Origin of the sequence: Prauserella sediminis (assembly GCF_014195435.1) — a bacterium.
GTDB classification, from domain to species: Bacteria; Actinomycetota; Actinomycetes; order Mycobacteriales; family Pseudonocardiaceae; genus Prauserella; species Prauserella salsuginis.
In genome coordinates this window covers 1-20,211 of record NZ_JACIBS010000006.1, presented here as the reverse complement: position 1 = coordinate 20,211, position 20,211 = coordinate 1, and the positions used below count along the sequence as shown (strand labels likewise).

Below are 20,211 nucleotides of genomic sequence, written 5' to 3'. Positions count from 1 at the left end.
GGCAGGCACCCGAGGGGAGCGCAGTTCATGGCAACGATCGTGGCGGGCATCGACGGGTCGGCATCGGCGATGAACGCGGCCGTGTGGGCGGCCCAGGAGGCGGCGCGGCGCGGTGACACGGTGCGCCTCGTCCACGCATACGTCGTCCCGACCAGCGCCTACCCGGCGTTTGCGACGTCGTCGTCCGACGTGCGGGAGAGCGCGGAGCAACAGGCCCAGACCGCGCTGGACGTCGCCCGTACCGAGATCGCCCGGACGGTGCCGGGTGTCGAAGTCGAGGCGCAGCGGACCGAGGGTCAGCCGGGCCATGTGCTCACCGGTGAATCGCGTGGGGCGCGGTGCGTGGTGATCGGATCGCGCGGCCACGGCGGGTTCACCGGCATGCTCGTCGGCTCGATGGCGGTGACGCTGGCCTCGCATGCGCACAGCAACGTCGTGGTGGTCCGCGGCGAGCACCACGACGACCCGCCGCCCACGACCGGGCCCGTGGTTGTCGGCATCGACGCCTCCGACCACGCCGGGCCGGCACTGGGGCATGCGTTCGATGCGGCGCACGAGCGTGCGGTGCCGCTCGTGGCTGTGCACACGTGGAACGACCTGGTTGCCGCGGAAGGGCCGTACGCGCACCCGTTCTCGACAGACCTGTCGGATGTCGAGACCGCGGGTGACGAACTGCTCGACGAAAGGCTCGCACCGTGGCGGAAGCGCTACCCCGACGTCGAGGTGCGGGAAGTGCTCGAACCTGGTCGGCCGGCGCGGGCCCTGCTGCAGCAGGCCGACGGCGCGCAGCTGGTGGTCGTCGGTACCCGGGGCCACGGTGGGTTCGCCGGCATGCTGCTCGGATCCACGAGCCAGGCACTCGTGATCCACGCACCGTGTCCGGTGCTCGTGATCCGCCACGAGGATGCGGGAGCCTGACCCTCACCGGGTCGCGACACGCGAGGGGCCGCGTCCGGTGACGTCGAAAGGAGCGCCAGGTATGGACACCGAACCGCCAGTGCTGCGCGACGGCCCGGTGGTGGTCGGGACCGACGGGTCGGACGGTGCGACCCGTGCACTGGACTGGGCCGCCGACATGGCCGTCCTGAGCAACCGGCCGCTGCGCATCGTGCACGCCTTCACCTACGTGCAGGGGTTCTACGGCGGGGACCTGCCGGCGAGTCCCGAGGTGTATCAGTCGATGGAGGACGAGGGGCGCAAGTTCCTCGACGAGGCGGTCGACCACGTGACGGCCCGGGCGCCCGAACTCGCCGTCGAGACCGACATGCCCCTGCAGGGGTCGGTCCCGATGCTGGTGGACGAGTCGGAGCGGGCGAGCGTGCTCGTGGTCGGCACCTCCGGGCGTGGCGGCTTCACCGGCATGCTGGTCGGTTCGACGTCGGTCTCGCTGACCGCGCACGCGCAGTGCCCCGTGGTCATCGTGCGGGGCGGCGGCAGCGGGTTGGCGACCGAAGGGCCGGTGGTCGTCGGCGTCGACGGCAGCGGGGTGAGCACGGCCGCTGTGACCGCCGCGTTCCAGACGGCCTCCCTGCTGGGCGCCCCACTGACCGCCGTACACGCGTGGGCGGACGTCGAGTACGAATGGGGCATGCCGGAGATGGTCGAGAGCTCGTCACGGGAGCAGTCCGAGCAGATCGTGCTGTCGGAGGCGCTGGCCGGCATGCCGGAGCGGTATCCGGACGTGGCCGTGGAACGTGTCGTGGTGCCGGGCAAACCACGGCAGCAGCTGCTGGAACGCTCGCAGGGCGCGCGGTTGCTGGTTGCGGGCAGCCGCGGGCGCGGTGGTTTCCGCGGGATGCTCCTGGGATCGACGAGCCAGGCGCTCCTCCATCATGCCTCGTGCCCGGTCATGATCGTCCGGCCGCACCGGGGTTGACCGGGAACGAGGCGGTGCGGCCGCCGGTCAGGCCGGGCGCGGCCGTGGGCCGAGCGGCGGGTGCGTGAAATCGACGACGCGGTCGTGCCGCACCCACGTCGGTTCGACGTCGTCGGCGGCACCGTCCGGCCGGGTCGGCAGCCAGACCACGGCGGTGTAGGGATCGGGCACGGGCGGTGCGACGACGTGCCCGTGGACGACCTTCTCGTGGCCGACGTTCTGCTGGAGACAGTGCCGCGTGGCCGGCGCACCGCCCGGCAGATAGGTGACGCGGTCTCCGACGCCGATGTCGTTCGCGCGTTCGATCATGGCGACTCCCTTCGCGTGCGTGCCGGTACCCGAAAGCCGGCGTCCGTCGGCGCCGCGGGAGGTGTCGGAAGTGTCCGACGGTCCGGTTCGCCCGGAACACCCCTGCCGTGTCCGGTTCGGGTCCCGCCGTGGCCGTCCTACCCCAGCCGTGTGCGGCGCTCGGTGTGTGCACGTTTCCCCGCACGGCAAGCTACACCCGGGAGCGCGGTGCGGGAACGGCTCGACGGCACCGGGCGAACGGGTGGTCTGCGCCGGAGTTGCGGCGGCCGGTCAGGATCGTCGCCGGTACCCGCTGGTCCACAGTGGACTGAATGACGCCTACCCGGCAGTCAGTGATATAAGTCACAGATCTAGGGTTTGGCGTGTGACAGCCGCATGAACGGGGTGCTCGAAGGGTTCCTGGTCATCGGATTCGTGGTCGCGGTCGGATACGTCCTCGGCCGATCCGGTGCACTGGGCGGATCGGCCATGCAGGTGCTGTCCCGTACCGCGTTCTTCGTCGGCAGTCCGGCACTGCTGTTCGGCACGCTCGCGCGCACCGATGTCGGCTCGGTCTTCTCCACCGCGCTACTCGTCACGGGTGTCACCAGCACGCTGGCGTGCGCGCTGTACCTGCCGTTCGGGCTGATGCGGCGCAGGGCGGCCGGTGAGCTCACCGTCGGCTCGATGGCCAGCGGCTACGTCAACGCGGGCAATCTCGGCATCCCGATCGCGACCTATGTCCTGCACGGCGTCGCCGACGTGGCGCCCGTCCTGCTGTTTCAGCTGGCGGTGCTGACACCGGTGTTCACGTCGGTGCTCGACGTCCTGTCCGAACGTGCCGGCGGCGGCAGCCCGAACTGGCTGCGGGCGTTCAGCGCACCACTGCGCAATCCGCTCGCGCTGGCGAGTGCGGCCGGCATCGCCTGCTCCGCGACGGGCTTTCTGCCGCCCGAGGCCGTGATGGACCCGATCGACCTCATGGGCAATCTGGCGGTGCCGGCGATGTTGCTGGCCTTCGGCATCTCGTTGCACGCCTCGACCCTGCCGGGTCGTGACCGTGACCTGCGCTCCTCGCTGGTCACGGTGGTGGTACTGAAGAACCTGGTGCATCCGCTGCTCGCGTGGGTGCTCGCCACCGCGATCGGTGCAGGCCAGCACGCGCTGCTCGCGGCGGTGGTGTGCGCCGCGCTGCCCACCGCGCAGAACGTCTTCGGCTACGCGGTCCGATTCGACCAGGGTGTGCAGCTCGCGCGCGATGCCGCACTCACGACGACGATCGTGTCGCTGCCGATGCTGTTCGCCGTGGTCGCGGCAGTCGGCTGACGCCGCTGAAGCGAGCGCGACGGCCCACCGGCGACCCTGTCGAGGAGGTGGCGTGCGGGTCGTGGCGCGCTGCGGCGTCACCCGCGGCCAGTCGTACGAAGCGCCGGAACGGCGCAGCCGTGATACAAGAGAAGACCCGATGTGCACACGGCTTGGTGACGGAGAGCATATGGAACTGGTGATCACGGCCGACCGAAGTGACGATGCCTTGTTCGTCCGTGCGAAGGGCGAGGTGGACCTGGGTACGGTGGCCCAGCTCAACTCCGCCCTCGACGCCGCGTGCGAGGAGGCCTCGCCCCCCATGGCCGTGGTCGCAGATCTGAGCGGGGTCACCTTCCTGGCCTCGTCCGGGCTCAGCGCCCTCGTCCGGGCCCATGAACGCTGTGAAAAGGCCGGCACGCCGCTGCGCGTGATCGTCGGCAACCGCGCGGTGCTGCGCGGCTTCGAGGTGACCGGTCTGGACAAGTTGCTCGACCTGCGCGAGAGCGAATAGCGCCCGCGGCGCATAGGGTGTCGCCCATGGCGGTCTACTACGACGTACATCAGGACAATCCCCAGCCGCGGTCAATCGGTAAGGTCGTCGACCTGCTCCGCTCCGGCGGGCTGATCGCCTATCCCACCGATTCGTGCTTCGCGCTCGGCACCTCGCTCGACAACCGCGAAGGACTCGACCGGATCCGGAGCATCCGCAAGCTGGACGACAAGCACCACTTCACGCTCGTGTGCCAGGACTTCTCCCAGTTGGGGCAGTTCGTCCACGTCGACAACAGCGTCTTCCGGGCGATCAAGTCCGCGACACCCGGCCAGTACACGTTCATCCTGCCCGCGACGAAGGAAGTGCCGCGGCGGTTGCTGCACCCGAAGAAGAAGACCGTCGGCGTGCGCATTCCGGATCATGTGACGACGCAGGCGCTGCTCGAGGGGCTCGGCGAGCCCCTCGTGTCGAGCACGCTGCTGCTGCCGGGCGAGGAGGAGCCGCTCACCCAGGGATGGGAGATCAAGGAGGCCCTCGATCACGTGTTGGATGCGGTGATCGACTCGGGCGACTGCGGCGTCGAACCGACCACCGTCGTCGACTTCTCCGGCGACGAACCCGAGATCGTCCGGGTCGGTGCCGGCGATCCCGCACGGTTCGAATAGCGGGCGCCCCGCCACTCACGCGGGCGGGGCCAGCACGCACCGGGTGCGGCTGTAGATGGTGGGCATGCACTTGTTGCAGTGCACGCACAGGGAACGGTGCCGCGGTTCGGACCGCAGCCGGTTCGGCAGATCGGGCTCGCGCAGCAGTGCCCTGGCCATCGCGACGAATGCGAAGCCGTGGCGCATCGCCAGGTCCATCGTGTCGCGGCCGGTGATGCCGCCCAGCAGGACGAGCGGCAGGTCGAGGGCGTCTCGGAACTGGAGCGCACGGTCGAGCAGGTAGGCGTCGCGGTAGGGGTAGCTGCGCAGGAAGGCCGAGCCGGCCAGGCGCAGTCCCGTTCGCAACGGTTGCCCGAAGGCGCGCGCGAACTCCGTGACGGGGGCGTCGCCGGTGAACAGGTACATCGGGTTGAGCAGCGAGCTGCCCGCGGTGAGTGCGAGCGCGTCGAGGGTGGCGTCGGCTTCGAGCCAGCGCGCGATCTGCAGGCTCTCCTCGAGCCAGAGCCCGCCCGGTACGCCGTCGTCCATGTTGAGCTTGGCCGTGACGGCGACACGGTCGCCCACGGCCTCGCGCACCGCTGCGGCCGTGTCCCTCGCCAGTCGCGCGCGGCGGGTGAGGGAACCGCCGTAGCCGTCGGAGCGGTGGTTCAGTGCCGGACTGAGGAACGAGCTGATCAGGTAGTTGTGCCCGAAGTGGAGTTCGACGGCGTCGAACCCGGTGGCCACCGCGACACGCGCGGCGTCCGCGTGGGCGACGACGATCCGGGCGAGGTCGGCCTCGCTCGCCCTCCGCATCATGCGCATGCCGAGTGGGCTGGGCAGCGCATGGGGAGCGAGCGCGGGAAGGCGATTCGACGCGCCGTTGGCGACCGGGCCGGCGTGGCCGAGCTGGGCGCTGACGGCGGCCCCTTCCGCATGCACCGCATCGGTGAGCCGGCGCAGGTCCGGCACGGCCTCGGGTCGCATCAGGATCTGGTGGCGGTCGGTCCGGCCCTCAGGGGCGACCGCGCAATAGGCGACGGTGGTCATGGCTGCGCCGCCGCGGGCGACCTCGGCGTGGAAGTCGACGAGGTCGTCGGTGATCACGCCTTCCGGTGTGCGGCCTTCGAACGTCGCCGCCTTGATGATGCGGTTGCGCAGCGTGACTGGTCCGAGTCTCGCGGAGCTGAAGACATCCGGGGCAGTGGTCACGATCCCTCCGGTGCGGCTGGTGCGGAACGGGCTGTGCGTGGGCCGGGGCGGTTCACCGCGGCGGCGCCGAGAGCCCGGCGACGGTGAACGCGCGCAGCGAGCGGAAGCTGTCGCGTGTGGGAGGCTCGGCCGGTCCGGCCGCGGACAGGGTGTGGAGGATGAGGTCGAACGCCAGCAGCAGCCTGCGAGCGGCTTCGGTGCCGCCGAGTCCGGGTATCGCGCCTCGCAGGAGTGCGATCCACGGCCGTAGTCCGAACCAGCCGGAGGCGAACCCGACGTCGCGCCGCGCCAGTACCACCCGGGCCAGCAGTCGCAGCTGCAGCCGGCCGTGCTCGGTGCGGGTCAGCTCGCCGAGCGGGGTGAGCACGACGTCGACGAGTTCACCGACCGCCGGTGGATCGCCCGCACGGTGGCGTCCGGTGAGCCGGGCGAGGCCGTCGTGCCAGTGGGGTGCCAGGCGCCGTTCGAGCAGTGCGCCGATCAGGGCGTCCTTCGAACCGAAGTGGTAGTGCACGGCTGCCGGGTTCATCCCCGCGGCGGCGTTGATGGCGCGGATCGAGACCTCGTCGATGTCGCGCGCGAGCAATAGGGATTCGGCTGCCTCGAGGAGCCGGTCACGGGTGGTCGGCCGGTTCCCGTCGGCTGCGGGCGCGGACCTGGCCGAGGATGGGGCCGTCGTTGGCATGCCGCCAGTAGAGCGCAGCGGTGGTCTCGCCTCAAGTGGTGTTTCAATCAGTGATGGGTTCCGATCGCCCGCACTCGTCGTCCCGGAGGCGTCCGCCGAACAGTCGCCGGCGGGCCGGGCGGGGACTACCGTCACGGGTATGTGCCGGAACATCACGACCCTGCGGGGACTCGAACCGTCCGCAACGCCCGAGGAGATCGAGGCGGCGGCGCGGCAGTACGTGCGGAAGGTCAGCGGTGTGCAGAGCGTGTCCGATGCGACCCGCGAACCGTTCGAACAGGCCGTCGCGGAGGTGACCGCCACGACGGCACGTCTGCTCGCGCAGCTGCCGGAGCGGCGCCAACCGCCGCGCACCGTACCGCCCCTTCGCCGCCCGGAGGTTCAGCGCCGTCTCGAGGTGCAGGCCGGGGAAGCGGCGGAACGCGCCTGACGGGTGCCGGCGCACGGTGGCCGGCACCCGTGGGCGGTCATTCGACCCTGTCGAGGTCGCTTCCGCGGGTCTCCTTGCTCGTGGCGACGGCGATCACGGTGATCAGCATCGTGACGACGAGGTAGCCGACGACCATGCCGACGCCGAACGAATCGATGAGCCACACGGCGATGAACGGAGCCGGGGCGCCGGCGATGATCGACGATCCCTGGAACACCAGCGACGATCCCGCGTACCGGCGCCGCGTCGGGAACAGCTCGGTGATCCACGCGGCTTCCGGCCCCGCGAGCATGCCGTGCAGGAAGGCACCGACACACGTGCCCAACCACAGCAGCGACAGGCTCTCCTGCTGCACGAGAACGAAGAACAGCGGTGCCCAGACGACGAGCAGCGCCGAAGGGACGAGCATCGCCTTCTTCCTGCCCACCCGGTCCGACCAGGCACCACCGCCGATCATGCCGGCGAACTGCGCGGCCGACGCGAACGTGACGGCCAGGACGACGTCGCCCCGTTCGTAGCCGAAGTACGTGGTGGCGTAGGCGATGACGAACACGGTGTAGATGTAGAACGCGATGTTCTCACCGAGCCGCATGCCGAGGCCGTGGAGCACCGGCCGCGGATTGCGGAGCGCCTCCTGCACGCTGGACCGGCGCGGCGCGGTCGCGGCGGGTTCTTCCGACGTGGTCTCGGGTTCCAGCGCGGCGCGTTCCTGCGCGGCCTGGAACACCGGTGACTCCTCGACGCTGCGGCGCACCCAGAAGCCGACGACCAGCAGTGGCAGCGCGACCAGGAACGCGAGCCGCCAGCCCCACTGGTCGAACGCGTCACCGGGCAGGGCCAGGGCGATGGTGCTGACCACGACGGTGGCGAGCACGGTGCCCAGTGGCGCGCCCGCCTGCGGCCACGACGCCCAGAACCCGCGGCGCTTCGGATCGCCGTACTCGCTCACCATCAGCACGGCCGCGCCGAACTCGCCGCCGAGCGCGAATCCCTGGGTCAGGCGGAGCAGCACGAGCAGCACCGTCGCGCCGAGGCCGATCTGCTCGTAGGTCGGCAGCAGGCCGATGGCCGCGGTGGAGGTGCCGAGTAGCAGGAAGGTCGTGACGAGCATCGGCTTGCGGCCGAACTTGTCGCCGAGATGGCCGAACACGATCCCGCCGAGCGGCCGGGCGATGAACCCGATGCCCTGCGTGGCGAGCGCGAGCAGCAGTTTGATGATGTCGCTCTCGCCCGGGAAGAACAGCGGGCCGAGCACGGTCGCGGCGAGCACGCCGTAGATGGCGAAGTCGTACCACTCGAGCACGGCGCCTGCCATCGATCCGGTCAGGACACGGCGGAAACTCGTGCCGCGTCTGCCGGGCAGGCCGTCGACGCGCGGGGAGGCCGATGACGTCATTGTCGGACGGTCCTTTCGCAAGGGGGGAGAACCGAGTGGGAAGACGGGGAGGGGAGCGTGGGGTCAGAGGCCGAGCGTGAGCGAGGCGCCGCAGGCGCGGGAGCAACAGGTCATCATCCTGGTGCCCGCCGACCGCTCGGCCCGGGTCAGCACGACGTCGCGGTGGTCGACCTCGCCGTCGAGCACCGGTGCCTCGCACGTGCCGCAGAGGCCTTCCTCGCAGTCGCTGGGCACGTCGATGTTGGCGGCGCGCAGTGCTGCGAGCACGGTCTGATCGGGCGCGACCCGCACGGTGAGGCCGGAGTCGGCGAGGCTTACGTCGAAGGCGTGCTCGACGGCCGGGTCGAGTTCCCGGCCCGCCGTGGTGAAGTGTTCGACGCTGAGGGCGTCCTCGGGCCAGTGCGCGCTCGCCGCGTCGAGGGCGGACAGGAGTCGCTGCGGGCCGCACGCGTAGATCCGCGTGCCGTCGGCGGGCTCGGCCAGGAGCGTGGTGACGTCGAGCCGGGTGCCGGCGTCGGAGACGTGCTCGTGCAGCCGTGGCCCGTGGTCCCGGCGTACGCGGTCGAGCAGGGCCATCGTGTCGGCCGAGCGGCCGCAGTAGTGGAGTTCGTAGCTGCCGCCTGCGGCGCGGACGGCGTCGGCCATGGCGAGGATCGGGGTGATGCCGATGCCGCCGGCGACGAACACGTGGTGGCGGGTGGCGGCGTCGAGGCGGAAATGGTTCCGCGGTCCCCGGACGGCGACCGAGGTCCCGGGGCGCAGCTCGTCGTGCACGTACCGGGAGCCGCCGCGGCTGTCCGGGTCACGCAGCACGGCGATGCGGTACCGGCTCCGGTCCTCGGGATCGCCGCACAGTGAGTACTGCCGGGAGACGTCGTCGCCGAGCTGCAGCTCGATGTGGGCGCCGGGGGACCACGAAGGGAGCGGTGTGCCGGCCGGTGCGGCGAGCGTGATCTCGACGACGTCGCGGGCGGCGGGTTCGGCCCGTTCCACGGTGAGGGTGCGACTGAGGCCGCGGGTGGTGGGCTCGCCGATACGCACCGGGTGCCGGGTGTGCAACAGCGCCGGGTCGGTGCGTTCGGGGTTGGCGGCGGGGTCCCACTGCACCCACAGGTGCTCCGGGCCGCGGAACGACGTGTTCGGGACGTAGGTGAAGCGCTCACCGGGCACCAGGTCCAGATGCGGCAGCCTGCGGGTGAGCTCTTCGAGGAACACCTGCAGTTCCATCCGCGCGAGGTTCTTGCCCATGCACTGGTGGCTGCCGTAGCCGAACGTCAGGTGCTCGGTCGCGTTGTCCCTGCGGATGTCGACGCTGTCCGGGTCCTCGAAGTGCCGTTCGTCGCGGTTGGCCGAGGAGTTGACGATCAGCAGCTTCGCGCCCGCCGGGATAGGCACGCCGCCGACCGTGGTGTCGGAGGTGACGAGCCGCCGCCATGCGGCCACCGATCCGGAATGCCGCAGGCACTCCTCGACCGCGTTGGGGATCAGTCCGGGGTCGGCGCAGAGCTCCTCCCACACCGTGCGGTTCTCCAGCAGCAGCTTCAGTGCGTTGGCGGCGGCGTTGGCCGTCGTCTCGTGGGCCGCGACGATGCCGGCCATCATCATCGAGTGCAGATAAGAGTCGGTGATGACGTCGGGGAACTCCCGCTGTTTGCGGATGCTGTAGGGCATCCAGCCGTCGCCGGACGGGTCACGCCGGAGCTTGTCCAGCACGGTGCCCGCGTACTGCCAGAACTTGCCGACGTTCTCGGCGACCGTGAGCTGCTCCTCGGGGGACGGTCTGCCCCAGGTGTTGACCGTGTGGGCGATCGAATACTTCCGCAGCGTCGCCATGTCCTCCTCGGGTACACCGAGGAAGTGCAGCGCGACCGTGAGCGGCACCTCCCACAGCATCTCGTCGACGAGGTCGGCCTTGCCCGCATCGACGAACCGGTCGACGTACTCCCGGGTCAGCCTTCGGACCATCGGTTCGTGGTGGGAGAGCCGGTCGGGGGTGAAGGGGTCCATGAGCACGCGGCGGCGCGGCATGTGCTCCGGCTCGTCCTCGTTCACGAGGGTCCGGTTCATCGCGTAGTCGTAGCGTTCGAGGGTGGCTATGGCCTCGTCGGAGACGGGCGTGATCTTCTCGAGTGCGATCGAGGGGGAGAACGTGATGTTGTCGCGGAAGACGGCCTTCACGTCGTCGTAGCGCGTCACGACCCAGTAGCCGAGCGACGGGCTGTAGAACACCGGCTCCTCGTCGCGGGACCAGCGCACGGCCTCCGGCGGATCGGCCTGGTACGCGTCGCCGAACGGATCGAACGCCGCCGCGCCGACGCTGACGGGACAACCCGAGACCGGATCCGTCGGACGGTCGGCGTGGTCGACGGGACACGACTCCGTGCTCATCGGCGCCCTCCTCGGCGTCTCTGCTTCGACTCGCGCAGTTGCTATGACCTGGTATGTTACTAATAACGCACACGCTGAGTCGAATAGCGAACACCAGGAAGGTAAGCGGGTCCGGTGGGGGCGTCAAGTGGGGCAGCGACGCGGCAGTACGTCGGCACGGCGGCCGGCGGGATCCGCGGTGACCGTCGGCCGGGAGAACGGGAACGGACGCCTGACGCGCCGGGGTGGCCGCTGCGTCAGGCCGTGAGGAGCTCTTCGAGTCGTCGTGCCGCGCGGGTGACGGCGTGGGCGGCCCTGTCGGTGTCGAGGCCCTCGATCGCCACGACGCCGACCGACCGTTCGGCGTGCCCGACCGCATGCCTTCCCTCGGGAACGCCGATTCCCGCCGCGACACCGACGGCGCCGTGCTCGAGTTCGCCGCGGGTGAGGCTGTAGCCGTCCCGGCGGGCGCGTACCACCGCGGCGGGGTCGTCGGGCTGTTCCGGGCGCCGGGCGAGGATCGCGATGCCGGCGGCACCCTTCGACAGCGGATGCCTGCTGCCGACCCGGTAGCCGACCGTCAGGAGTTGCGCATCCGGCTCGGCGACCTGCAACGCGACACAGTCGCCGCCCTCGGCCGCGGACAGGAAGGCCGTCGCCCGCGTCTCGTTGGCCAGTTCCTGCAGCAGGGGCCGCACGTCGTGATGGAGCTGGGGTTCGAAGCGGGCCGCGAGCACCGACACGCCGACGGCGAGGCGCAGTTTCCCGTCCTCGGTTCTGGCGATGAGCTGGTGTTCCTCGAGCGTGGACACGATGCGATAGCAGATGGCGCGGTGCACGTCGAGCCTGCGCGCGAGCTCGGCGACCGACATGCCGCCGGGTGCCTGGGAGATCACGTCGAGCGCGCGCAGGCCTCGGTCGAGCGTCTGCAGCGTGCTCATCGGCGCATGTCCTTTCCTCGGCGGCGGTGTCGGATTCCGCCCGCGGCACGTTCGGGTGTGGTGGATTCGGTGTGGTGCTCGAGCGTAGCGGCGCCGGGCCTAGGCTGGACGTGGCCGTCGGGCGAGTCGGATCCGGTGGATTCGGGCGGTCGGTGCGGTACCGGTGATGTGGTTCCGGTGACCCGCGTACCCGAACACGCAGTATCGAGGATTCAGGGGAGAGCGTGACTGAGGAGTCCACACCGGACGGGCAGTTCCGGGACCGGCTGCGGGCGGACTGCGGCCGGTGCTACGGAATCTGTTGCGTGGCGCCGGGTTTCGTGGCCTCGGCCGATTTCGCGATCACCAAGCCCGCGGAGACACCGTGTCCGCATCTCAGGGACGACTCGTGGTGCGGTGTCCACGACACACTGCGCGAGCGGGGATTCCCCGGCTGCACCGTGTACGACTGTTTCGGTGCGGGGCAGAGCGTGGCCGCACGGGCGGGTGGCGATTGGCGGGGCGATGCTGCGAGGGCGCGGCGTATGTTCGCGGCCTATCCGGTGCTCCGCGATCTGCACGAGCTGCTGTACTACCTCCACGAGGCGCGAGGCATCGCGGCGGCGGCCGAGGTGCACGCCGAGCTGGACGGGACGATCACCGCGACCGAACGCCTTGCCGGACGCGGACTCGACGAGCTCGCGCGGACGTCCCTCGCCGAGCACTGGGCCGGGGCCAACGCGGTTCTCTCGCGGGCGAGCGAGCTGGTGCGGGCGCAGGCCGCGGGACGTGAGCTGCGAGGCGCCGACCTCGTCGGGGCGGGCCTCCGTCGAGCGGACCTGCGGGGCGCGAACCTCCGGGGTGCGGTGCTGCTCGGTGCCGACCTGCGGGCAGCGGACCTCGCGCTGGCCGATGTGACGGGCGCCGACCTGCGCGGTGCCGATCTGGCGGGTGCTGCGGTGGCCGAGACGCTGTTCCTGACCCAGGCGCAGCTGGACGCCGCCCGCGGGGACGCGGCCACCCGGCTGCCCGACTGGGCACGCGTCCCCGCGCACTGGGCGGGTTGACCCCGCGGCTTCGGTGCCGGAGCGGTCCGATTGCAGAGCGCTTCGGTGTCAGAGCGGCCCGGTGTCAGAGCACGTGCGCCGCGGAGGTGGCTTCCGGTGCGGGGACGTCCGCGGTGGCGGCGGCCGCGGACAGCCGCCGGGGCAGGTCGGGCAGCGTGGCGAACTCCGGTGGGTCGAGATGTCCTGGCATCGCACCGTCGTGAACCCTGCGAGCGAACCGTGCCACGCGTTCCGGCTCGGGCACGGGGTCGTTGCCGCCGAGGTAGGACACCATGAGCAGGTCCTCACCGCAGTGGGTCTCGATCGCGACGCCCCAGCCGTGCCGTTCGTCCCAGATGAGAGCGACGTCGCGGTCAGGGAAGCCGGGAAGACTCCCGTCCACGGCGATGTACGCGCCCGCAGGAGTGGTGGAGGCGTCGCAGGTGTACTGCGCGGCAGCGGCGTCGGCCGGTGCGAGTGCGGTGGCGACGGCCGAGATGTAGGCGTGCAGTGCCGGTTCCGTCGAGTGCCAATCGTAGACGTCCACTGATGATCACCTCGATTCGTTCTGGCCGGCGTGTGTGATGCGCCGGCGGTTCACGCCCGGGCCGGCCGGGTTCGGCCCGCCCGGTACGCGGTGTCCGCAGTCCGGCGGTGCCGGTGCGCGGTGTGGGATGCGCTGGAGTGCTGCGGTGGTATGGGGTCGCGCCCGTGCTCAGGCGTCAGCGGAGGCGCTGTCGGGCGGCTCTCCGAGTCGCCTGCGCAGCGCCGTGATCTCCCGGCGGGCCGCGTCGAGTTCGTATTCGAGCGCGAGGATGCGCTGCGCCGCGTTGAGGTTCATGCCTTCGTCGAACAGCGCGCGCATGCGACTCGCCTGGCCGAGCTGATGCCGGGAGTAGCGCCGGTGGCCGCCGCCGGAACGTTCGGGGGAAACCACGCCTGCCGTGTCGAGGCTCCGCAGGAACGGCTGCTCGACGCCGAGGATGTCGGCCGCCTGGCCCGTGGTGAACGTCGGCCGGTGCTCGTCGTCCAGATCGTTCAGGGTCATGCGCTCTCGCTCCGGAAAACTGCCATTTGGGGTTCAGTAACTCGGCTGTTGTAGTGAAGTTTTAGTGGCCGGTACAGGTTTCGTCAAGTGGTGGATGTGGGCCCCGGCGCCGGCGTGACCGATGTAGGCCGTGGCACCGTGCGGGCGTGATCGGTAGCGTCGACCGCGGTCGGGCGACGGCGGTGTCGCCCCGGGTGCGGAGGAGCGCCATGCCCGCCGAACACAGCGCCATGCCCGCCGAACACGTGGACGTGCTCGTCGTGGGAGCAGGGCTGGCAGGCATCGGCGCGGCCTGCCGGCTACGCCAGCGGCATCCGCGCCGCACGGTGGCCGTATTCGAGGCGCGCGGTGCGATCGGCGGCACCTGGGACCAGTTCCGCTATCCCGGGGTGCGGTCCGATTCGGACATGTTCACGCTCGGCTACGGTTTCCGCCCGTGGCGACGGGCCGAGGCGATCGCCGACGGGCCGTCGATCCGGGAGTACATCCGCGACACCGCGCGCGAGTTCGGGATCGACGAGCGGATCCGGTTCCATCACCGGGTCGACGCGGCGTCCTGGTCGAGCGATCGGGCACTGTGGACGGTCACCGCACATCGGTCCGACACCGGCGAGCAGGTCACGCTGACGTGTTCGCTGCTGTACGTCTGCTCGGGTTACTACCGCTACGACGAGGGATATACGCCGCAGTTGCCGGGCGTGGACCGATACGAGGGCAGGCTGGTCCACCCGCAGCACTGGCCCGAGGAGCTCGAACACCGCGGCCGCCGCGTGGTGGTGATCGGCAGCGGTGCCACCGCCGTCACACTGGTGCCCGCAATGGCGTCCGACGCCGCACACGTGACGATGCTGCAGCGGTCGCCGAGTTACGTGATGGCACTGCCCTCGGTCGATCCACTCGCGCGGCTGCTGAAGCGCGTGCTGCCCGACAGCGTGACCTTCCCGGTGGTGCGATGGAAGAACGCGCTGACCATGGGCCTGTTCTTCCGGCTCAGCCGCCGCGCGCCCGGACTCGTGCGCCAGTTGATCGAGCGGGGTGTCCGGTCGGCGCTGCCCGACGGGTTCGACGTCGACCGGCATTTCTCACCCGAGTACCGCCCGTGGGACCAGCGGCTGTGTTTCGTGCCGGACGGCGACCTGTTCCGCACACTGCGGCGCGGCGACGCCTCGGTCGTCACCGACACCATCGACACGTTCACCCCCGACGGCATCCGGCTCACCTCGGGCGCCGAACTGGCCGCGGACATCGTCGTGACGGCGACGGGTCTGAACCTGCTCGCCATCGGCGGCATCGCCCTCGACGTCGACGGCGAGCCGGTCGACGTCGGCAAGGCCGTGACCTACAAGGGCATGATGCTCGACGGCGTGCCGAACTTCGCGATGACGATCGGCTACACGAACGCGTCGTGGACGTTGAAGGCCGATCTCGTCGCCGAGTACGTGTGCCGGCTGCTCACGCACCTCGACGAGCACGACCTCGACAGCGCGACCCCGGTGCTGCCGCCCGGTGACCGGCCCGCGGAGCCGTTGATCGACCTGCAGGCCGGGTACGTGCTTCGCAGCATCGACCGGATGCCGAAGCAGGGGCATGCGGCCCCCTGGCGGCTCCATCAGAACTACGTCCGCGACGTGTGGCACCTGCGCCACGGCAGCGTCACCGAGGACATGGACTTCGGCGTCGCGGCCGGACGGCGTCAGTCGTCGCTGAGCGGCGGCGGCGCGCAGCGATAGGACGGCGGGGTGGCCGACAGGCCGATCGGGTTTCTGGGGAGGCGAACCTCGGTGCCGTCGGGACGTGCGATCCCGACGACGGGATCGAGCCCGAGTTGGGCGGCGAGGTGGAACGCGCCCGCCATGTCGTTGACGACCCCCGCGGGAACCCGCGCCTCGGTGAGCAGGTCGGCCCACGTGCGCGCATCGCGGGCCTTCAGCAGCCGGATCAGGTGCTCGCGCAGTTCCTCCCTGCGGTCGACCCTGGCGGTGTTGGTGGCGAACCGGGCGTCGGTGCCGAGCTCGGCCTCGCCCAGCTGCTCGCACAGGGTCCGGAACTGCCGGTCGTTGCCGACGGCGAGGACGAGCTCCCCGTCGCCGCAGGGCAGCACCTCGTACGGTGCGACGCTGGGGTGCGCGTTGCCCATCCGCTGGGGCACCACACCGCCCGAGGTGTAGGCCGAGCTCTGGTTGACCAGCGCCGCGAGCAACGACGACAGCAGGTTCACCTCCACGCGCTGGCCCTCGCCGGTCGCGTCGCGATGTCGTAGCGCGGCGAGCATGCCGACCGTGGCGAACTGCCCGGACAGGACGTCGACGAGGGCGACGCCGACTTTCTGCGGTTCACCGTCGGGCCGACCCGTCACGCTCATCAGGCCGCCGAGCGCCTGGATCAGCAGGTCGTATCCCGGAAGCTGCGCACCGGCACCGGCCCCGAACCCGGTGATGGAGCAATAGATCAGCCCGGGGTCGGCGGCCCGAAGCTCCTCGTAGCCGAGCCCGAGCTCGTCCATCAGGCCCGGGCGGAAGTTCTCGACCACGACGTCCGCGCCCGCGGCGAGCTCCCGTGCGCGGGCGATGCCCTCATCGGTGCGCAGATCGAGCGTCACCGACTCCTTGTTGCGATTGACGGCCTGGTAGTAGGTCGCCTCACCGAGGTCGTCGTACGGCGGGCCCCACGCCCGGGTGTCATCGCCCGTGCCGGGGCGTTCGACCTTGACGACGGTGGCGCCCAGGTCGGCCAGCAGCATCGTGGCGAACGGCCCGGCGAGGACCCGGGAGAAGTCGACGATGCGCAGATCTCCGAGGGAGGAGGACATCGGGGGAGTGCTCCTTCGCTGGAACGGGGCGCCGCGAGGGCGTGCTGCGGAGGTCAGGCGCCGGTGTGCTCGTCGGGCGCCGTGGCCGCCGACGACGTGGGACGGCGAGCCCAGAACGTCGCGAGCAGCGCGCCGGAGAGGTTGTGCCACACGGAGAACAGCGCGCCGGGCAGTGCGGCCGCCGCGGTGAAGTGGGTCGTGGCGAGGCTCGAGGCGAGCCCCGAGTTCTGCATGCCGACCTCGACGCTCACGGCGCGCCGTGCGGACTCGTCGAGACCGGCGAGCCGCGCGGCGCCGTAGCCGAGTGCCAGGCCCACCGAGTTGTGGGCGACGACCGCGAGCATGAGCAGCACCCCGCTCTCTGCGATCGTGCCGGCGTTCGCGCCGACGACCGCCGTCACGACCAGCGCCACGCCGAGCACCGACACCAGGGGCAGATAGGGCAGCACCAGGCGGACGTACCGGTCCGCGAGCGCTCTGATGATCAGGCCCGCCATGACCGGCAGGAGCACGACCTGTGCGATGGAGACGAACAGGTCGCCGAAGCCGACGGGCAGATCGGATCCCGCGAGGAGCAGCACGAGCAACGGGGTGAGCAGTGGTGCCAGCAGCGTCGACACCGACGTCAACGTCACCGACAGCGCCACGTCGCCCTTGGCGAGGTAGACGACCACGTTGGACGCCGTGCCACCCGGTGCGGAACCGACCAGCACCATGCCCACGAGCAGGGCTCCGGAGAGTCCGAACAGCTGACCGATGCCCCATGCCGTGAGCGGCATGATCAGGAACTGTGCCACGAGTCCGAACAGGACGGCGAGGGGGCGGCGTGCGACGAGGGCGAAGTCGGCTCCCCGCAGCGTGAGCCCCATGCCGAACATGATCACGCCGAGCAGCAGCGGCACGTGTTCCACGAGCGTCGCCGACTGGTCGGGCGCCAGTAGACCGACGGCCACTCCGAGTACGACGAGAAGTGCGAACCACCGGCTCGCCGCTTCCGCCAGCTTGCGCACCGCACCGTGCCGCTCTGTCATGTTCGCCTCCAGCTCGTGGTCCGGAGGCACTGTAGGCGAAGTGCCCTGCCGGTGGTGGCCGGGACGCGGTGGTGGTGTCGCGGGCCACGCCGGACCGGCTTCCGTGCGGGGCGCTGTCCGGCGTACCGGGCGGCTCTGGGGTAAGCAGGGCGCGTGCGGTATTCCTCGGAGACGGCCGACGCCGTGGTCATCGGTGCGGGGCCGAACGGGCTCGTCGCGGCGAACCTCCTCGCCGACGCGGGCTGGGACGTCCTCGTGCTGGAGGCGACTGCGACCCCGGGCGGTGCCGTGCGCAGTGCCGAGGCGATCGAACCCGGCTTCGTGACGGACCTGTTCAGCGCCTTTTACCCGATGGCCGCCGCCTCGCCGGTCATCGCCGGTCTGGGGCTCGAAAGCTACGGGCTGGCCTGGCGGCACGCGCCAGCCGCGCTGGCGCACGTGCTGCCGGACGACCGGGCTGCGCTCGTGTCCCGCGATCTCGACGAAACGACGGCGTCGCTGGCGGCGTTCGCGCCGGGAGACGGGGCGGCATGGCGCGAAGAGGTTGAGCTGTGGCACCGGATCCGTGAACCCCTGCTGGAGGCGTTGCTGTCGCCGTTCCCACCGGTACGCGCGGCAAGCCGGCTGGCGCGGGCCGCGGGCACGGCGGACGGGATGCGACTCGCCCGGATGGTCGCGATGCCCGTGACGGCGTGGGCGCGCGAGCGATTCCGCGGCGCGGGCGCCCCGGTCCTGGCTGCCGGCAACGCGCTCCACACCGACCTGGGCCCGGCGCAGGCGGGCAGCGCGGTCTTCGGGTGGCTGCTGTCGATGCTGGCGCAGGACGTCGGATTCCCCGTACCGGACGGCGGGTCCGGTGCGCTCACCGCGGCACTGACGCGGCGGCTCACGGCCCGCGGCGGGCGCATCGAGTGCGGCAGGCCCGTGACGCGGGTGTTCACGGGCCGAGGTCGGGCGATGGGAGTGCTCGCCGGCACGCCGGTGCGGGCACGCCGTGCGGTGCTGGCGGCCGTGCCCGCGCCGCTGCTGTACGGCCGCATGCTCGACGAGGACGTGCTACCTGCCCGCCTGCGCGGTGATCTTCGCCGGTTCGAATGGGACGCGGCCACGGTCAAGGTGAACTGGACGCTGTCGGGGCCGATTCCGTGGACGGCCCCGGAGGCGGCACGAGCGGGCACGGTGCACCTCGGTGGTGACCTCGACGGCCTCGCCCGGTACGGACTCGATGTCGAGCTCGGCACCGTGCCCGCCGACCCGATGTTGGTGATCGGGCAGATGGCCGTTGCGGATCGGTCGCGGGCACCGGAAGGGAGCGAGTCCGCGTGGGCCTACACCCACGTGCCCCGCGGACTCGTCTGGGACGGCGATCGGCTCCGCAGGTTCACCGATCGGATGGAGACGCTCCTCGAACGGCACGCCCCGGGCTTCCGTGCCCGCGTCCGCGGCAGGCTGGTGCAGGGGCCGGGGGAACTGGAGCGCGCGAACCCGGCGCTCGTCGAAGGCGCGGTCGGCGGGGGCAGCTCGGCGATGCACCAGCAGCTCGTGTTCCGGCCCGTTCCGGGGCTGGGCCGTGCCGACACGCCGGTCGACCGGTTGTTCCTGGCCGGCGCGTCCGCTCACCCCGGCGGTGCGGTGCACGGCGGTCCCGGCGCGAACGCTGCGCGGGCCGCGGTGGCCCGCGCCGGTGCGAGTGGCGGTGCCTATGCCGCAGCGGTCGCCGGTGTGCACCGGCTGCTGTACGGCTGAGCCTTACTCGGGCAGGTCGCGGATCGTGTCGTCGGCGACGGTGCGCATGGCGTTCCGGATGCCGCTTGCCGCTGCGCGGCGCTGACGCTGTGCACCCGAACCCTCGGAGAGCACTCGGCGGGCGAGTGCATCGACGAGGTCGGCGTCGCCCGAGCGTTCCAGCGCGGGACGCACGTGGCCCAGCAGATCGTCGACGAGCTCGGCCGCGGGGCGGGTGTGGCCGGTCCACGGGTCGACACCGCGGCCGCTGAGGCCGTACCGGGCGGCCGACCACACCGCTGCGGGGAGTATCTCCTCGAGCGGCGCTGCCTCCCCGGCCTGCTGCTCCCCGGCCGGCTCACCGCTTCCGGTGCCGGCCGAACCCGGGGCGCCGAGGGCCGTGTCGACGAGGGCGCGGCACAGCAGCGCCTGCAACAGGGCTTCGTCGGGTGTGGTCGCGGTGTCGGCGACGCGCACCTCGACGGTCGGCAGCACGGGGGAGGGGCGGGCGAGCCAGAACGTCGTGTACTGGGCGCCGAGGGCTCCGGACGTGACGAGGCGGTCGACCAGCGCGTCGTGTTCTGCGACGCCGGCGAACCGGGGAGGGACACCCGCGGTGGGGAAGCGTGAATGCTGCACCGTCCGCCAGCTGGCGTATCCGGTGTCGTGTCCGCGGTCGTACGGCGAGTTGGCCGACAGCGCGAGCAGCGTGGGCAGCCACGGGCGCAGGTGGTTCACGGCGACGACGGCTGCCTCCCGGTCGGGCACGCCGACGTGCACATGGCAGCCGCAGCCCTCGTAGTCGCCGATCAGTCCCCGGTAGAGGCCGTCGAGTTCGGCGTACTGGGGGTCCGGCCCGAGCGGAACGGTGGGGCCGGCGAGCGCGGGGGTTCCGGACGCGACGAGCGCGAGGCCCTCGGCCTGGGCGGCCGT

20 protein-coding genes are annotated in these 20,211 nt (G+C 71.3%); 9 read left to right on the top strand and 11 right to left on the bottom strand.

The annotated features are described in order from the left end of the window. Window positions 1-27: 27 nt before the first annotated feature. Both FB384_RS22640 and FB384_RS22635 read left to right on the top strand, forming a co-directional pair. On the top strand, window positions 28-918 hold the full coding sequence (locus FB384_RS22640; protein WP_183786858.1) for a universal stress protein: 891 nt from the start codon (window positions 28-30) through the stop codon (window positions 916-918). A 61-nt stretch (window positions 919-979) separates the two neighbouring features. Then, complete coding sequence (locus FB384_RS22635) at window positions 980-1,876, top strand: universal stress protein (RefSeq protein ID WP_183786857.1); 897 nt, start codon at window positions 980-982, stop codon at window positions 1,874-1,876. A 27-nt stretch (window positions 1,877-1,903) separates the two neighbouring features. Here the strand turns inward: FB384_RS22635 and FB384_RS22630 are convergent, their stop codons facing one another. After that, window positions 1,904-2,185, bottom strand: coding sequence for a hypothetical protein (locus FB384_RS22630; protein ID WP_183786856.1), 282 nt, complete (start codon window positions 2,183-2,185; stop codon window positions 1,904-1,906). A 375-nt stretch (window positions 2,186-2,560) separates the two neighbouring features. On the opposite strand from FB384_RS22630, the gene FB384_RS22625 reads away from it, so the two are divergent. The 3 genes from FB384_RS22625 to FB384_RS22615 all read left to right on the top strand — a co-directional run bounded on the left by FB384_RS22625 (window position 2,561) and on the right by FB384_RS22615 (window position 4,630). Continuing rightward, entirely contained in the window at window positions 2,561-3,490 is a 930-nt protein-coding gene (locus FB384_RS22625) for an AEC family transporter (RefSeq protein ID WP_183786855.1), read from the top strand. Between the two features lie 169 nt (window positions 3,491-3,659). Beyond that, window positions 3,660-3,983, top strand: a complete 324-nt coding sequence (locus tag FB384_RS22620) for an STAS domain-containing protein (RefSeq protein ID WP_183786854.1) — start codon at window positions 3,660-3,662, stop codon at window positions 3,981-3,983. Window positions 3,984-4,009: 26 nt separating this feature from the next. Then, a complete protein-coding gene (locus FB384_RS22615; RefSeq protein ID WP_183786853.1) occupies window positions 4,010-4,630 on the top strand; it encodes an L-threonylcarbamoyladenylate synthase in 621 nt (206 codons plus the stop codon). Window positions 4,631-4,645: 15 nt separating this feature from the next. Here FB384_RS22615 and FB384_RS22610 read toward each other — a convergent pair whose 3' ends face one another. Together FB384_RS22610 and FB384_RS22605 are read right to left on the bottom strand one after the other, a co-directional pair. Then, window positions 4,646-5,821 carry an NADH:flavin oxidoreductase gene (locus FB384_RS22610; protein ID WP_183786852.1) on the bottom strand — a complete coding sequence of 392 codons (1,176 nt, stop codon included), beginning with the start codon at window positions 5,819-5,821 and terminating at the stop codon, window positions 4,646-4,648. 52 nt (window positions 5,822-5,873) lie between these two features. After that, entirely contained in the window at window positions 5,874-6,506 is a 633-nt protein-coding gene (locus tag FB384_RS22605; RefSeq protein WP_183786851.1) for a TetR/AcrR family transcriptional regulator, read from the bottom strand. A gap of 139 nt (window positions 6,507-6,645) precedes the next feature. Here FB384_RS22605 and FB384_RS22600 point away from each other — a divergent pair, with 139 nt between their 5' ends. After that, window positions 6,646-6,936: a DUF2277 domain-containing protein gene (locus tag FB384_RS22600; protein WP_183786850.1), complete on the top strand. Its 291-nt coding sequence runs from the start codon at window positions 6,646-6,648 to the stop codon at window positions 6,934-6,936. A gap of 37 nt (window positions 6,937-6,973) precedes the next feature. Here the strand turns inward: FB384_RS22600 and FB384_RS22595 are convergent, their stop codons facing one another. From FB384_RS22595 to FB384_RS22585, 3 genes are all read right to left on the bottom strand, one after another. Next, window positions 6,974-8,332: an MFS transporter gene (locus tag FB384_RS22595; RefSeq protein WP_183786849.1), complete on the bottom strand. Its 1,359-nt coding sequence runs from the start codon at window positions 8,330-8,332 to the stop codon at window positions 6,974-6,976. Window positions 8,333-8,395: 63 nt separating this feature from the next. Continuing rightward, a complete protein-coding gene (locus tag FB384_RS22590; RefSeq protein ID WP_183786848.1) occupies window positions 8,396-10,720 on the bottom strand; it encodes a cytochrome P450/oxidoreductase in 2,325 nt (774 codons plus the stop codon). Window positions 10,721-10,956: 236 nt separating this feature from the next. After that, entirely contained in the window at window positions 10,957-11,640 is a 684-nt protein-coding gene (locus tag FB384_RS22585; RefSeq protein ID WP_183786847.1) for an IclR family transcriptional regulator, read from the bottom strand. A 224-nt stretch (window positions 11,641-11,864) separates the two neighbouring features. On the opposite strand from FB384_RS22585, the gene FB384_RS22580 reads away from it, so the two are divergent. After that, window positions 11,865-12,686, top strand: a complete 822-nt coding sequence (locus FB384_RS22580; protein WP_183786846.1) for a pentapeptide repeat-containing protein — start codon at window positions 11,865-11,867, stop codon at window positions 12,684-12,686. Between the two features lie 64 nt (window positions 12,687-12,750). Here the strand turns inward: FB384_RS22580 and FB384_RS22575 are convergent, their stop codons facing one another. Both FB384_RS22575 and FB384_RS22570 read right to left on the bottom strand, forming a co-directional pair. Next, a complete protein-coding gene (locus FB384_RS22575) occupies window positions 12,751-13,212 on the bottom strand; it encodes a DUF6292 family protein (RefSeq protein WP_183786845.1) in 462 nt (153 codons plus the stop codon). Window positions 13,213-13,380: 168 nt separating this feature from the next. Beyond that, the gene (locus FB384_RS22570; RefSeq protein WP_183786844.1) at window positions 13,381-13,713 is read right to left on the bottom strand and encodes a MerR family transcriptional regulator; all 333 of its coding nucleotides are present in this window, start codon (window positions 13,711-13,713) and stop codon (window positions 13,381-13,383) included. A gap of 230 nt (window positions 13,714-13,943) precedes the next feature. On the opposite strand from FB384_RS22570, the gene FB384_RS22565 reads away from it, so the two are divergent. After that, window positions 13,944-15,443, top strand: coding sequence for a flavin-containing monooxygenase (locus FB384_RS22565; protein WP_183786924.1), 1,500 nt, complete (start codon window positions 13,944-13,946; stop codon window positions 15,441-15,443). Here the strand turns inward: FB384_RS22565 and FB384_RS22560 are convergent. Then, window positions 15,407-16,522 carry a CaiB/BaiF CoA transferase family protein gene (locus FB384_RS22560; RefSeq protein ID WP_183786843.1) on the bottom strand — a complete coding sequence of 372 codons (1,116 nt, stop codon included), beginning with the start codon at window positions 16,520-16,522 and terminating at the stop codon, window positions 15,407-15,409. The genes FB384_RS22565 and FB384_RS22560 overlap by 37 nt on opposite strands. 53 nt (window positions 16,523-16,575) lie before the next feature. After that, a complete protein-coding gene (locus FB384_RS22555) occupies window positions 16,576-17,553 on the bottom strand; it encodes a bile acid:sodium symporter family protein (protein WP_183786842.1) in 978 nt (325 codons plus the stop codon). 153 nt (window positions 17,554-17,706) lie between these two features. Between FB384_RS22555 and FB384_RS22550 the strand changes: the two genes are divergently transcribed. Further along, window positions 17,707-19,299, top strand: coding sequence for a phytoene desaturase family protein (locus FB384_RS22550; RefSeq protein WP_183786841.1), 1,593 nt, complete (start codon window positions 17,707-17,709; stop codon window positions 19,297-19,299). 3 nt (window positions 19,300-19,302) lie between these two features. Here the strand turns inward: FB384_RS22550 and FB384_RS27200 are convergent. After that, the coding region (locus tag FB384_RS27200) for a carboxylate-amine ligase (RefSeq protein ID WP_183786840.1) at window positions 19,303-20,211 on the bottom strand (909 nt) is incomplete at its 5' end.